The sequence below is a fragment of the Pseudomonas sp. HMSC063H08 genome (genome assembly GCF_001813645.1).
In the GTDB taxonomy this organism is placed as follows: domain Bacteria; phylum Pseudomonadota; class Gammaproteobacteria; order Pseudomonadales; family Pseudomonadaceae; genus Pseudomonas; species Pseudomonas aeruginosa.
The window spans coordinates 1-12,535 of sequence record NZ_KV813619.1 but is presented as its reverse complement, the minus strand read 5'-3'; the positions used below and the strand labels follow the sequence as shown (position 1 = coordinate 12,535).

Below are 12,535 nucleotides of genomic sequence, written 5' to 3'. Positions count from 1 at the left end.
CACCATGACCGACTTCACCCAAGCCATCCCCGTTCTCCCGGAGCCCGACTGGCACGCCGTGGCCGGCATCCCCATCGTCGATGCCGGCACGCCGCTGGAGGCGCTCGGGCTGAGCCGTGACTTCAGCGTCTGGCCGGCCTACCACAAACTCGGCATTCCTCACGCGATCCCGGAGTGCCACGCTCGCGGCGAGGTCTTCGAGCGTCTCCTGCGGGTCGCCGCCGCCCTCCCCGGCGGCGTGCGCCTGGTGGTGCTGGACGCCTGGCGGCCGTTCGCCGTGCAGCAGTATCTCTACGACAGCCTGTCCAGCGCCCTGGCCGCGCACTACCCACGGGCCGGCGAAGCCGAGCTGGAACGGCTCACCCGCCAGTTCGTCTCGCCGCCGAGCAGCAGCCGCGAGGCGCCCAGCCCGCATCTCACCGGCGGCGCGGTGGACGTCACCCTGTGCGACGCCCAGGGCCGCTGGCTGGACATGGGCAGCGCCTTCGACGAAGCCGTGCCGGCCTCCTACACCGCCTACTTCGAACGCCTGGCGGAGCCCGACGCGCGCCAGCGACGCGTCCGCGATCATCGTCGCCTGCTCTATCACGCGATGCTCGACGCCGGTTTCAGCAACCTGCCCAGCGAATGGTGGCACTACGATTTCGGCGACCAGCTCTGGGCCTGGCACACCGGCGCGACGCAGGCGCTGTTCGGCCCGGTGCAGTTGCAGGCGATGGACGCGCTCTGGCGCCAGCAGTTGCAGAAGCGCCCTCCGGCGGACTAGGAGGCGAAGGCGCGCCGGTAGCCCAGCGGCGGCAGGCCGAACGCGGCGGAGAACTGCTGGCGCAACGACACCGCCGAACCGAAGCCGGCCAGCCCGGCGATCGCCTGCACCGAATGCTCGGTGGTTTCCAGCAGGCGCTGGGCCAGGGCCAGGCGTTCGGCCTGCAGCCACTGGCTGACGGTGGTGCCGGTGAGCTGGCGGAAATGCCGGGTGAAGGTCCGCCGGCTCATCAGCACCCGCTGTGCCAGGCTGTCCAGGCTGTGCGCCTGGTCGAGGTTCTGCCGCAGCCACACCAGCAGCTCGCCGAGACGGCCGTCCTGGGCACTGTCCGGCAGCGGCTGCTCGATGAACTGGGCCTGGCCGCCCTGTCGATGCGGCGCCACCACCAGGCGCCGGGCCAGGTGATTGGTAGTCTGCGCACCGAGCCGCTGGCGGACCAGGTGCAGACAGCAGTCGATGCCGGCGACGGTGCCTGCCGAGGTCAGCAGGCCGTCGTCCTCGATGTACAGCACGTCGGGCTCCACCCGCACCGCAGGGAAGCGCCCAGCGAAATCCTCCGCCCACATCCAGTGGGTGGTGGCGCGGCGACCGTCGAGCAACCCGGCCTCGGCCAGCACGAAGGCCCCCAGGCACAAGCCCACCAGTTGCGCACCGCGTGCACGGGCCGCGATCAACGCATCCAGCAGCGCTTGTGGCGGACGCTCGTGTGGATCGCGCCAGCTCGGCACGATCACGGTCTGCGCCTCGGCCAGCGCTTCCAGCCCGGCCTCGGCCTCGATGGTGAACCCCACCGTGGTTCGCAGCCGGCCCGGCTCGGCGGCGCAGACACTCAGGTCGAAGGCCTGCGCGCAGGGGTCGTAGCACTCCTGGCCGAACACCAGGCAGGGCACCGACAGGTGGAACGGACTGATGCGGTCGAAGGCCACCACGGCCACGGACTGGCGGGACATGCGCACCTCGGTGGGTATGAGCGGGTTGGCCCGATTCTAGCGAAAGTTGTCTCTCAGGCCACTCACTCGCTACGCCGCACCGGGACCAGAATCCGCCTCACCCACTCAGGAGGAAACGCCATGTCCGCACGTCAACCCAAACGCGCCTTGCTGGTCATCGACGTACAGAACGAATACGTCAGCGGCAACCTGCGTATCGAATTTCCCGCCATCCAATCGTCACTGGAACGTATCGGCGCCGCCATGGATGCCGCCTACGCGGCGGGCATCCCGATCGTCGTGGTGCAGCACCTGGCGCCGGCGGACTCGCCGTTGTTCGCGCGCGGCAGCCGGCAGGCCGAGCTGCACGAGGTGGTCGCCTCGCGGCCCTACCAGCACAAGGTGGAAAAGCAACTGGCCAGTTCCTTCGTCGGCACCGGGCTGGCCGACTGGCTGCGCGAGCGCGACATCGACACCCTCGCCGTGGTCGGCTACATGACCCAGCACTGCGACGACTCGACCATCCGCCAGGCGATCCACGAAGGCTGGCAAGTGGAATACCTGCACGACGCCAGCGGCTCGGTGCCCTACCGCAACCGCGCCGGCCAGGCCAGCGCGGAAGAGATCCACCGGATCTTCGGCATCGTCCTGCAGTCCTCCTTCGCCGCCGTGCTCAGCACCGAGGAATGGCTGGAAAGCCTCGCCGGCCGGCACGTTCCGGAACGCGACAACATCTACGACTCCAACCAGCGGGCCCTGGCCAACCGCTGAAACGGCGCCGCCCCGTACGCGGGGCGGCGAGCGCTCAACCGACCAGCGAGCCACGCGCCGGCAACGGCTTCCAGCCCGGAAACTCGCGCAGCCGCGGGTCAGGCACCGCGCAATAGGCGAATGTCCAGTTCGGCGCCGGCAGGTCCAGGCGCTCCAGCGGCACGCGCGTGCCGGCGCCGGCCTGCGGCGCCTTCCAGTCCTGGGTGATGTGCGCACCGCCCTGGCTGGCCAGGAGGATGCCGCGGTTGGCGCTGGTGTCGTCCACCGTCCAACGCGCGGCGGAGGCGTCCATCAGCACCTCCAGATGCTCGTCGGTCACCTTGGCGCCGAACGGCGACTGCAACAGCCAGCAGTACAGGCGCAGGTGCATCGCCCAGTTCCAGGCGGCCTTCTGCTCGGCCGCCCATTGCAGGAAACCGCGGAGGATGGTCAGGCCATCCGGCGGATCGATCTTCAGCAGTTCCGGGCAAAGGTCGTAGAGATGGTGCCAGGCGCTGCTCAGGCGCTTGTTGAGCTGGTCCGGACGCAGGGTGGAGTTCTTCGGCGGCAGGCTGGGAGCCACCACCAGGCCGGTCTGCGCCGGCAAGGGATATCTGTTGCTGTTCATGCTCTGAACCTCGCACGCAAAGGCGGGGCGCCGGGCGCCCCTGCTCGACACGGCGCTCAGTGGCCGTGCTGCTCGTGCCCGCCCTGTTCGGCCGGCGCCTTGGACTCGACGACGATTTCCACCGGCACGTCGCCGGCCTTGCGGAAATGCAGCGTCAGCGGGAAGCGCTCGCCGGCCACCAGTGGCTGCTTCAGGCCCATCAGCATCAGGTGGTAGCCGCCGGGAGCGAAGCGCAGGTCCTTGCCTGGTGCGACGTCGACGCTGTCGACTTTCTGCATGCTCATCATGCCGTTCTTGTGCACATGCTCGTGCACCTCGGCGGAAGCCGCGCGCGGCGTGTCAGCGCCAAGCAGGGTGTCGTTTTCCTTGCCGTGGTTCTGCACCACGAAGTAGGCCGCGCCGTTCGGCGAGGTCGGCGGCAGGGCCAGCGCCCAGGGATGCTCGATGTGCAGTTGGCCGGCGCTGTACTCGTGGGCCTGGGCGAAAGCGGAAACGGCCAGCAGGGCCGCGGCAGCGAAGAAGGATGTGCGCATGGTGACTCTCCAGTAGCGTATGACCGGTCTTTTTCCGTCGGACCGGCGATTCCATGGGGGAAGCTAGGGTATTGCGCCGCGACCTGCCCCGACCCGAAGGTCCAGGTTGTCGAAGGCGCGGGGGAGGAGTCAGGCGACAGGAGAGGCGCGCGGATTGGCGAGGCGCCAATAGCGCAGGGGAGGCAGGTCGATGGCGGAGAAGGCGTTGCGGGCCGGGCTGGCCAGCGGCGCCAGCGGCAATGCCGGCCAGGAGGCGACCAGTCCGGGCGTGCCGGCGGCGCCGGCGCAGCAGCAGAGGTGCGGGGCCAGGCTTTCGTGGTCGTCGGGAAGATCGATGTCCTTGAACGCGGCGCTCAGCTTCAGGCGCAGCAGCGAATCGGACGAGGTGCTGCAGAAGCCGCCGAGCAGCAACGAGGCGCGCTCCTGCGTCGTCAGCGCCTGCGAAAGCGGCACCACGAACAGGTTCATCAGCACGGCCAGGCTGGCGAGCCAGGCCACGGGGCGCCGTGACAGGGGCATCGTCGGTTCTCCGGAGAATGGGCCCTTTATGCCTGAGCGCGGGGCAAAAGTAAAAACGCCGGGCGCGACAGAGTGCCGCAGGTGAAAACGTTTGCAACCCTTGCGGGCTTTCCCCCGCCGCGCTCTTCCGCCAGCATAGACGGCTTTGACGCCCGACGAGTCGAGAAGCCGATGCCCCGCACCCTAGCCTTCGTTTCCACGTTGTTGCTCGCCGCTTTCTGCGCCCTGCCCGCCCAGGCCGACAGCTTCATCATGCGCCTGCTGAACAAGCCGGTGCCCGGCGGGGTGGCGGTGGTCGACCTCGGCGAGGAAGGCCCGCCGCCGCGGGCCTTCTACCAGGGCAAGCCGGTGCTGGTGGTGCGCGAGGAAGGCCGCCGCTGGATCGCCGTGGTCGGCATCCCGCTGAGCACCAAGCCAGGCCCGCAGAAGCTGGAAGTGCGGGCGGCGACCGGCAACCACGAGGAACGCTTCAGCGTCGGCAGCAAGCACTACCGCGAGCAGCGCATCACCCTGAAGAACAAGCGCCAGGTCAATCCGCTGCCGGAAGACCTCAAGCGCATCGAGCGCGAACTCGCCGAGCAGACCGCCGCCTACCGCCGCTTCAGTCCCGGCCTGCCCAGCAACCTGATGCTCGACAAGCCGGTCGACGGTCCGCTCTCCAGCCCCTTCGGCCTGCGCCGCTTCTTCAACGGCGAAGAGCGCAACCCGCATTCCGGTCTAGACTTCGCGGTACCGGCCGGTACGCCGATCAAGGCGCCGGCGGCCGGCAAGGTGATCCTCATCGGCGACTACTTCTTCAATGGCAAGACGGTGTTCGTCGACCATGGCCAGGGCTTCATCAGCATGTTCTGCCACCTGTCGAAGATCGACGTGAAGCTCGGCCAGCAGGTGCCGCGCGGCGGCGTACTCGGCAAGGTCGGCGCCACCGGCAGGGCCACCGGACCGCACATGCACTGGAACGTCAGCCTGAACGACGCGCGGGTCGACCCGGCGATCTTCATCGGTGCCTTCCAGCCCTGAGAAGTGAGCAACGCGGCGCCGGCTGAGGTCAGAAGGAACAGGGGGCGCGTCGATGCGCCCCTTTCATGACCAAGGGAGACACCGCATGACTCACCCGCTTCGCCTGCTCTGGCTGTGCTCGGCACTGTTCGTGGTCCTCGGCCTGGGCTTCGTCTTCTTCCCCGGCCCGCTCGCCTCCCTGCTCACCAGCGGCGAACCGCTCACCCCCGCCGCCCTCACCGACCTGCGCGCCAGCTACGGCGGCACCAGCTTCGGCATCGGCCTGCTGCTCGGCTATGCCGCCCTGCGCCCCCGCTACCTGGTGATCGGCCTGCTCGCCGCCCTGGCGGTGATCGCCAGCGGCGGCGCGGCGCGTCTCTACGGTGTGCTGATCGACGCCTCGCCGGCGCTAACCACCTTCCTCTGGCTCGGCGCCGAGGCGCTGCTCTGCGTGCTGTTGCTGGCGGCACTCTGGAAGACCCGCCAGCTCGACCTCGACTGAGCGCCGGGCAGCAGGTCTCAAGCCAGGACCCGGCGAACCGCCGGCAGCCGCGACAGCACCAGCCAGTCCAGCGCCCAGACCAGCAGGAGCGAGGCCCCCACCAACGGGAAGGCCACGCTCAGCGCCAGCATGATGGCGATGCCGGTCTTCCAGCGCGGCAGCTCGTGGCGCAGCGGCGGCACGCCAAGGCGTCCGGCCGGCTTGCGCTTCCACCAGATCCACAGGCCGCTCGCCGAGCTGAGCAGGATCGCCAGGCAGACCGCGAGCATCAGCAACTGATTGCCCAGGCCGAAGAGCTTGCCTTCGTGCAGCACGACGCCCATCTGCACGCTCCTCGCCACCGCGTTGTAGTCCTGCCAACGCACGTCGGCGAGAACCTTGCCGCTGTACTGGTCGATGTGCAGGGTGGCGTCGTGGCGCGGATCGTCGGGGAACACGGAAATCGTGTAGACCCCCTCCATCCCGCTCGGCAGGGCGATCCCGTAGCCCGCCGCCACGCCGCGCTCGCGGGCGATATCCACCACCCTTTGCAGAGGAATGCCCGCCGGCATCGGCATGTCCATCGGCATCGCGTGCCCGGCCTGGGCGGAATGCCCGCGATGCTCGGCATGGGCGTCGGCCGCCGGCGGCTGCGAGCGCGGCAGCGGAGTGTTCTCCAGCGGCCAGGGCACCTGCTGGCGCGACGCGCTGTTGAGGCTACCGGCCTGCATGTCGGAGGTCGGCACATCGTTCCACATCGCCGCCGGGAAGCGGTTCCAGACATCGGCGAACTGCTTGCCCCAGTAGCCGGTCCAGGTCATCCCGCTGAGCAGCATGAACAGCAACAGCAGGCTGCCCCAGAACCCGGCGACCACATGTAAATCGCGCCACAGCGGTCGTCCGCGCAGGTGCAGGCGCGGCCAGAACAGCGCGCTCGCCGCCCGCCCGCGCGGCCACCACAGGTAGAGACCGGAGACCACCAGGACGATGCCCCAGCCGGCGGCCAGCTCGATCAGCCGGTCGCCGACGGTCCCGACCATCAGCTCGCCATGCAGTGCCCGGGCCACCGCCTGGAGATTCAGCTGCGCATCCTGGCGGCCGAGTTCGCGTCCGCTGTAGGGATCGACGAAGAGGTTCCATTGCCTGCCCTCTTCGCCAATCACGAATTGCGCGCTGCGCCCCGCCTCGCTCGGCGGCAGGTACTGGCTGACGGCGGCCTGCGGGTGCGCCTGGCGCACCCCGGCGAGCAACTGGTCGGCGCTGCGCATCTGCGCACCGGCCTCGACCCGCAGCAGTTGCGGATAGAGCAGCGCATCCAGTTGCGGCTTGAACAGGTAGACGATTCCGGTCAGCGCCAGCAGGATCATGAAGGGCGCGACGAACAGCCCGGCGTAGAAATGCCAGCGCCAGGCCAGCGCATAGAAGTCACGGCCGTTCTTTTCGTTCGATTGCATGGATCACCTCATCGGAGCGCACGTAGGCAAGGCGGGCCCCGCTGGACGGGGCCTCGTTGAAGGTTCAGAAGCTGAAGTCGACCTTGGTCCAGAAGGTCCGGCCCGGCTCGGGAACCGTTTCGTTGGCGGAGAAACCGAAGCCGGCGTCGCCGGCCTTGTTCAGGTGCTCGGTGTAATCCTTGTCGAACAGGTTATCGACACCGGCGCTCAGCTTGACGTTGCGAGTCACCCGGTAGGCGCCGTTGAGCGAGAAGACGCCGAAGCCGGCGCTCTTGTCGAAGTCCTTGCCGACCACGTTGCCCTGGTCCCTGGCGATGCGATTCTGCGGCGCGACCACCCGCCACAGGCTGCCGGCACTCCAGTCGCCTTCCTCGTAGGTCAGGCCGAAGCGCGCTTCCAGCGGCGGGATCTGCGGCAGCGCGCGGTCGTCCGAGCTGTTCTTGCCCCAGGCATAGGCCAGGCTGGCGTCGGTCTTCCAGTTGCCGGTGAGCTGGTAGGAAGCGCCCAGCTCGCCGCCCATGATCCGCGCGTCGACGTTGGTCGCCTGGGTCGAGGAGCCCATCATGCCCTCGCGATAGCTGAACAGGATGAAGTCCTGGACCACCCCGACGTAGCCGGAGGCCCAGGCCTGCAGCTTGTCGCCGTTGTACTGGAGGCCGAAGTCGAGCTGGGTGGTCTTTTCCGGCTTGATCTTGTCGAAGGCGTTGACCGACCCGTTCGGCCCGCGCTTGGGCGAGAACAGCTCCCAGTAGTCGGGGAAGCGCTCGGCATGGCCGAGGCCGGCGTAGAGGGTGGTCGGCGAGTCGGCGAGGTCGTGCTCGTAGCGCACGAAGCCGCTGGGCAAGGTATCGGCGCGGGTGTCGTTGGCCGTCGGGTTGGCCATGGCGTGGCCCATGTGCCCGGACTTCAGGGTCTGCCGGTAGTCCTTGACCGAGGCGCGGTCCAGGCGCAACCCGCCGATCAGCCGGTCGCGCTCGGCGGCGAACCAGGTCAGTTCGCCGAAGGCCCCGTAGTTGTGGAACACCGCGTCCTTGCTCCAGGGGAACTGGTCGGCGTCGGTGTAGTAGTCGGTCATCATGTCGTACTTGGAGCCGCGCGCGCGGTGCTCGTTGCGCATGGCGTCGACCCCGGTGACCAGCTTGAAGTCGTCCCAGCGCCAGGTGGCCGCCAGGCGACCGCCGAGGGTGCGTCGGTCCACCTGGGACGCCATCGGCATGGGCATCATGCTGGACGGATCGGGAGTGCGCAGGCGGAAGTTGTCCATGATGTGGTCGGCGTAGTTGTAGTAGACCTGCGCCTCGACCTTCTCCAGCACATCGCTGACGTTCGATTTGACGAAGCGCAGGCCCAGGCTCTCGCGCTTGAACTGCGAGCCATCCATGCCGCGCCCGGCGTAACGTGCCTCGCCGTCGCCCTTGCCGGCGGTGAGTTCGATCAGGGTGTCCTCGTCGGGGGTCCAGCCGACCGCGACGTCGCCGTTCCACTTCTTCCAGCGCGACGGCACGGTATTCCCGGCGCCGTCCTCGTAATCGTCGGACTGCGCGTGGTTGCCGGTGAAGCGCAGGTAGCCGAGCCGGTTGCCGGCGGCAGCGTCCAGCACCTTGTCGAAGCGGCCATTGGAGCCGGCCAGCAGGCTGGCGTTGACCCGCGAGCCGAGTTCGCCGAAGCGCTCCGGCTCACGCTCGAAGAGGATCGTCCCGGCCGACGCGCCCGGCCCCCAGAGCACCGTCTGCGGGCCCTTGATCACGGTGAGCTTGTCGTAGGTTTCCGGCGAGATGTAGGAGGTCGGCGCGTCCATCCGGTTCGGACAGGCACCGAGCATCATGCCGCCGTTGGTGAGGATGTTCAGGCGCGAACCGAACATCCCGCGCAGCACCGGGTCGCCGTTGCTGCCGCCGTTGCGGATCACCGCGAAGCCGGGAATGGTCTTCAGGTAGTCGGCCCCATCGCTGGCCGGCACCGGTTGGCGCGGCTCCTTGGGATTGGTGACGATGGTCAGCGGCGAACTCTGGGCAACTCCGGTGACCACGCTCGGCGCCAGCTCCACGGCGTGATCCTGGTGCTGGGAGTGCTCCTCGGCCAGGAGCGCCGACGGAGACAGGGCCAGGCCGCACAGTGCGGCGAAGGCTCCCGCCCAGCGGCGGCGTTGTGCGAGACGGGCAGGGTCGAAGCTGAAAGCGGCGGTCGGGCAGGCGTTGCCGGCCGCTCGTTGTTGAGTAGACATACGTTTTTCCATGATCTATGTGACTTCCGCCCCGCCCCCACGGCGAGCAGGCACCCGGCCAGGCTCGCGTCACCGGCGCGGCGAAGACGCGCCGGTGCCCCCAGGAAGCGGCGGCTATCGGATTGAAAGAGGTCAGGCGATCAGGAACGGCGGCGCACGGGTACGGGCGCCGGGAAACACCGGCGAGGCGACGAACGCCTCGTTCAGGAAAGCGACGGCGGGCGCCGTCGCGAAGGGAACGGAGAACAGCGCCAGGCAGGCGTCTTCGGTGAGCGGCGGGCTGTGGAACAACAGGCTGCAATAACCGCACTTCTCCCAGAGCACGTCGCTGGCCAGGCGATTGCCTTCCTCGCCGCCCATCCCCGGCATGCCGGCATGGACGACGGAGCGCTGGGCATCGGAACAGCCGGCATGGGCCATGTCGCCATGGTCCATGTTCTCGTGGGACATGCCTTCGTGGCCCATCCCCACGCCCATCGGCATCGGGTGGTCCATCGGCATCGACTGGGAGATCAACGGCCCGACGAAGATCATCAGCATGGCGAACAGAGCCAGCCATGCACCGATGCCTTGTCGTTTCAGAGTGGTCGCCACCTGCGACTCCCGCCGTCTTGAATGAAGACCACCGCGTAGCGGGCCGGATGGCCGCTCGCGCCGGGTCATGCCGAAAAGAAGAATGCGCCTGTCGTTATACGCCCCAGGCACGGGGAACGAAATGATCGCACAAGGGCGGCTGGCTCTTCTGCGGCATGGGGCCGCAGAATTTTCCATTGCGGAGAGCGTGCCGGCGGCGCAATCGAGGACAAGCTTTCACCGCCGAGAAAGAATAAAAACCCACAAAAGCCGCACAAATGGGAAATTCTACTAATTTTCCTTTAATGCTTGCCATTCAAATGCAGTCTCACTAGTGTGGTACGCATGAAAACACCACACACCCTCATCCTGCTCCGCCAACACGCCTGCCTGTGCCTGGTCAGCCCGCGACTGCGTGGCTGAGCGACGCTTCTCTTCATCTCGTCACTGCGTTCGCCTGGCCCCGCCGGCCCAGGAACCGACTCCAAAGGATTAGCCCCATGAGCATGTTGAAAGACCCTTCGCAGAAATACCGCCCATTCCCGGCCATCAATCTGCCCGACCGCACCTGGCCGTCGAAGACCATCACCGAGGTGCCGATCTGGTGCAGTTCCGACCTGCGCGACGGCAACCAGTCGCTGATCGAACCGATGGACGCGGCGAAGAAGATGCGGTTCTTCAAGACCCTGGTGCAGGTCGGCCTGAAGCAGATCGAAGTGGCCTTCCCGTCGGCTTCCGATACCGACTTCAACTTCGTCCGCGAGTTGATCGAAGGCAACCACATCCCGGACGACGTCACAATCCAGGTGCTGACCCAGGCCCGCGAAGACCTGATCACCCGCACCTTCGAATCCCTGCGCGGGGCGAAGAAGGCCATCGTCCACGTCTACAACGCCACCGCCCCGTCGTTCCGCCGCATCGTCTTCAACCAGGACAAGCAGGGCGTCGTGGACATCGCCACCAACGCCGCGAAACTGATCAAGAAGCTGGCCGCCGAGCAACCGGATACCCAGTGGTCGTTCCAGTACTCGCCGGAAATCTTCAGCTCTACCGAGCTGGAGTTCTCGGTGGAGGTCTGCAACGCGGTGATCGACGTCTGGCAACCGACCCCGGACAACAAGATCATCCTCAACCTGCCGGCCACCGTGGAGTGCGCCACGCCGAACGTCTACGCCGACCAGATCGAATGGTTCGGCCGCCACGTCGACAAGCGTGACAGCGTGATCATCAGCCTGCACACCCACAACGACCGAGGCACCGGCGTGGCCGCCACCGAGCTGGGCCTGATGGCCGGCGCCGACCGCGTCGAAGGTTGCCTGTTCGGCAACGGCGAGCGCACCGGCAACGTCGACCTGGTGACCCTGGCCTTGAACATGTACACCCAGGGCCTGCATCCGCAACTGGACTTCTCCGACATCGACGCGGTGCGCAAGGTGGTCGAAGAGTGCAACCAGTTGCCGGTCCACCCGCGCCATCCATATGTCGGCGACCTGGTCCATACCGCTTTCTCCGGCTCGCACCAGGATGCCATTCGCAAGGGCTTCGCCCAGCAGAAGGAAGACGCGATCTGGGAAGTGCCGTACCTGCCGATCGATCCGGCCGACATCGGCCGCGACTACGAAGCGGTGATCCGGGTCAACAGCCAGTCCGGCAAGGGCGGCATCACCTTCCTGCTCGAACAGGAGTACGGCATCAGCCTGCCGCGGCGCATGCAGATCGAGTTCAGCCAGGTAGTGCAAGGCGAGACCGACCGTCTCGGCCTGGAAATGACCGCACAACAAATCTACTCGCTGCTGGAAAACGAATACCTCAAGGCGACCTCGCCCTACGTCCTCGCCAGCCATCGCCTGCAGGAAGAGAACGGCACCAGCGCCGTCGACCTGGAAGTCTCCTTCGACGGCGAGAAGCAGCACTGGCGCGGGATCGGCAAGGGACCGCTGGAAGCCTTGGTGGCCGCCCTGCCGGTCAAGGCGGAAATCATGGACTACCATGAGCACGCCATCGGCGCCGGCGCCAATGCCAAGGCCGCGGCCTATATCGAGATCCGCCTGGAGGGCCAGCGCCCGCTGCACGGCATCGGCATCGACGAGAACATCACCACCGCCAGCTTCCGCGCCCTGTTCAGCGCGCTGAACCGCGCGGTGACCCAGGCCGAGGCCAAGGCGGCCTGACCGGCACGGAAGGGAAAAAAGGGAGCCAGGCGGCTCCCTTTTTTCATGGGCATCTTTCAGCTGAGTCGCTTCACTCATCCTCGCCGCTGGCGCTGACCGCTCCCAGGCAACGGAGCTGGTACGCCCCCTCCCCTGTGGTCAGGCGCCAGGACTCGCCATCGGCCTGGGGCTCGGCTTCCATCACCGCGTTGTAGGAAAAACGCCACTCGCGACGGGTGCGTCCATCCAGGCTTTCCACCGCCAGCACCCAGTCTTCGCTGGCGAACGGCTGGTCGGCTTCCGCCGCCAGGTCCGCCTGGTCCAGCAGGTTCTCGTTGAGTTCGAAGCGCCAGGCGTGCAGACCGTCGATCTCGAGCATGTCGGCGGTTTCCAGTTCATCGAGCAGGTAGCGTTGTGTAGTCATGGCCAGTCATCGCGGATAAAGAACCCATGATAAGGCAAAGCGCGGGCTGCCCCTCACACCACCAGCATCACCACCAGGGCAATCGCATGAACGCCTGCCGATTTG

The 12,535-nt window shown here is 67.3% G+C and carries 13 protein-coding genes; 5 read left to right on the top strand and 8 right to left on the bottom strand.

Annotated features, from left to right (window positions below; genetic code table 11):
* The first annotated feature begins 4 nt into the window (after positions 1 to 4).
* The gene (locus HMPREF2924_RS29525) at positions 5 to 766 is read left to right on the top strand and encodes a M15 family metallopeptidase (RefSeq protein ID WP_016254291.1); all 762 of its coding nucleotides are present in this window, start codon (positions 5 to 7) and stop codon (positions 764 to 766) included.
* Here HMPREF2924_RS29525 and HMPREF2924_RS29520 read toward each other — a convergent pair.
* Positions 763 to 1,716: a GlxA family transcriptional regulator gene (locus HMPREF2924_RS29520; protein ID WP_003109795.1), complete on the bottom strand. Its 954-nt coding sequence runs from the start codon at positions 1,714 to 1,716 to the stop codon at positions 763 to 765. The genes HMPREF2924_RS29525 and HMPREF2924_RS29520 overlap by 4 nt on opposite strands.
* A gap of 120 nt (positions 1,717 to 1,836) precedes the next feature.
* Between HMPREF2924_RS29520 and HMPREF2924_RS29515 the strand changes: the two genes are divergently transcribed.
* Entirely contained in the window at positions 1,837 to 2,466 is a 630-nt protein-coding gene (locus HMPREF2924_RS29515) for a cysteine hydrolase family protein (RefSeq protein ID WP_003092736.1), read from the top strand.
* Between the two features lie 34 nt (positions 2,467 to 2,500).
* Here HMPREF2924_RS29515 and HMPREF2924_RS29510 read toward each other — a convergent pair whose 3' ends face one another.
* The 3 genes from HMPREF2924_RS29510 to HMPREF2924_RS29500 form a co-directional block, all read right to left on the bottom strand.
* Positions 2,501 to 3,073: a putative natural product biosynthesis protein gene (locus HMPREF2924_RS29510; RefSeq protein ID WP_003122107.1), complete on the bottom strand. Its 573-nt coding sequence runs from the start codon at positions 3,071 to 3,073 to the stop codon at positions 2,501 to 2,503.
* A gap of 56 nt (positions 3,074 to 3,129) precedes the next feature.
* On the bottom strand, positions 3,130 to 3,606 hold the full coding sequence (locus HMPREF2924_RS29505) for a copper chaperone PCu(A)C (protein WP_003109794.1): 477 nt from the start codon (positions 3,604 to 3,606) through the stop codon (positions 3,130 to 3,132).
* Between the two features lie 129 nt (positions 3,607 to 3,735).
* Positions 3,736 to 4,125, bottom strand: a complete 390-nt coding sequence (locus HMPREF2924_RS29500) for a DUF2946 family protein (protein WP_003129797.1) — start codon at positions 4,123 to 4,125, stop codon at positions 3,736 to 3,738.
* Positions 4,126 to 4,296: 171 nt separating this feature from the next.
* Here HMPREF2924_RS29500 and HMPREF2924_RS29495 point away from each other — a divergent pair, with 171 nt between their 5' ends.
* Positions 4,297 to 5,145, top strand: coding sequence for a M23 family metallopeptidase (locus tag HMPREF2924_RS29495; RefSeq protein ID WP_003092745.1), 849 nt, complete (start codon positions 4,297 to 4,299; stop codon positions 5,143 to 5,145).
* Between the two features lie 85 nt (positions 5,146 to 5,230).
* Positions 5,231 to 5,626, top strand: a complete 396-nt coding sequence (locus tag HMPREF2924_RS29490; protein WP_003129796.1) for a DUF4345 domain-containing protein — start codon at positions 5,231 to 5,233, stop codon at positions 5,624 to 5,626.
* A gap of 17 nt (positions 5,627 to 5,643) precedes the next feature.
* Here the strand turns inward: HMPREF2924_RS29490 and HMPREF2924_RS29485 are convergent, their stop codons facing one another.
* From HMPREF2924_RS29485 to HMPREF2924_RS29475, 3 genes are all read right to left on the bottom strand, one after another.
* Positions 5,644 to 7,059 carry a PepSY-associated TM helix domain-containing protein gene (locus tag HMPREF2924_RS29485; RefSeq protein WP_003129795.1) on the bottom strand — a complete coding sequence of 472 codons (1,416 nt, stop codon included), beginning with the start codon at positions 7,057 to 7,059 and terminating at the stop codon, positions 5,644 to 5,646.
* A gap of 64 nt (positions 7,060 to 7,123) precedes the next feature.
* On the bottom strand, positions 7,124 to 9,295 hold the full coding sequence (locus HMPREF2924_RS29480; RefSeq protein ID WP_003119294.1) for a TonB-dependent copper receptor: 2,172 nt from the start codon (positions 9,293 to 9,295) through the stop codon (positions 7,124 to 7,126).
* Positions 9,296 to 9,415: 120 nt separating this feature from the next.
* The gene (locus tag HMPREF2924_RS29475) at positions 9,416 to 9,877 is read right to left on the bottom strand and encodes a DUF2946 domain-containing protein (RefSeq protein ID WP_003092760.1); all 462 of its coding nucleotides are present in this window, start codon (positions 9,875 to 9,877) and stop codon (positions 9,416 to 9,418) included.
* A 479-nt stretch (positions 9,878 to 10,356) separates the two neighbouring features.
* Here HMPREF2924_RS29475 and leuA point away from each other — a divergent pair, with 479 nt between their 5' ends.
* A complete protein-coding gene (leuA, locus tag HMPREF2924_RS29470; RefSeq protein WP_003092766.1) occupies positions 10,357 to 12,027 on the top strand; it encodes a 2-isopropylmalate synthase in 1,671 nt (556 codons plus the stop codon).
* A 70-nt stretch (positions 12,028 to 12,097) separates the two neighbouring features.
* Here leuA and HMPREF2924_RS29465 read toward each other — a convergent pair whose 3' ends face one another.
* Positions 12,098 to 12,430 carry a DUF5629 family protein gene (locus tag HMPREF2924_RS29465; RefSeq protein WP_003092770.1) on the bottom strand — a complete coding sequence of 111 codons (333 nt, stop codon included), beginning with the start codon at positions 12,428 to 12,430 and terminating at the stop codon, positions 12,098 to 12,100.
* Positions 12,431 to 12,535 lie beyond the last annotated feature (105 nt).

What these genes read in the sequence shown, in the direction of transcription:
- HMPREF2924_RS29525 (WP_016254291.1), top strand. Translation starts at nt 5, where the DNA reads ATGACCGACTTCACCCAAGCCATCCCCGTTCTCCCGGAGCCCGACTGG.
- HMPREF2924_RS29520 (WP_003109795.1), bottom strand. Translation starts at nt 1,716, where the DNA reads ATGTCCCGCCAGTCCGTGGCCGTGGTGGCCTTCGACCGCATCAGTCCG.
- HMPREF2924_RS29515 (WP_003092736.1), top strand. Translation starts at nt 1,837, where the DNA reads ATGTCCGCACGTCAACCCAAACGCGCCTTGCTGGTCATCGACGTACAG.
- HMPREF2924_RS29510 (WP_003122107.1), bottom strand. Translation starts at nt 3,073, where the DNA reads ATGAACAGCAACAGATATCCCTTGCCGGCGCAGACCGGCCTGGTGGTG.
- HMPREF2924_RS29505 (WP_003109794.1), bottom strand. Translation starts at nt 3,606, where the DNA reads ATGCGCACATCCTTCTTCGCTGCCGCGGCCCTGCTGGCCGTTTCCGCT.
- HMPREF2924_RS29500 (WP_003129797.1), bottom strand. Translation starts at nt 4,125, where the DNA reads ATGCCCCTGTCACGGCGCCCCGTGGCCTGGCTCGCCAGCCTGGCCGTG.
- HMPREF2924_RS29495 (WP_003092745.1), top strand. Translation starts at nt 4,297, where the DNA reads ATGCCCCGCACCCTAGCCTTCGTTTCCACGTTGTTGCTCGCCGCTTTC.
- HMPREF2924_RS29490 (WP_003129796.1), top strand. Translation starts at nt 5,231, where the DNA reads ATGACTCACCCGCTTCGCCTGCTCTGGCTGTGCTCGGCACTGTTCGTG.
- HMPREF2924_RS29485 (WP_003129795.1), bottom strand. Translation starts at nt 7,059, where the DNA reads ATGCAATCGAACGAAAAGAACGGCCGTGACTTCTATGCGCTGGCCTGG.
- HMPREF2924_RS29480 (WP_003119294.1), bottom strand. Translation starts at nt 9,295, where the DNA reads ATGGAAAAACGTATGTCTACTCAACAACGAGCGGCCGGCAACGCCTGC.
- leuA (WP_003092766.1), top strand. Translation starts at nt 10,357, where the DNA reads ATGAGCATGTTGAAAGACCCTTCGCAGAAATACCGCCCATTCCCGGCC.
- HMPREF2924_RS29465 (WP_003092770.1), bottom strand. Translation starts at nt 12,430, where the DNA reads ATGACTACACAACGCTACCTGCTCGATGAACTGGAAACCGCCGACATG.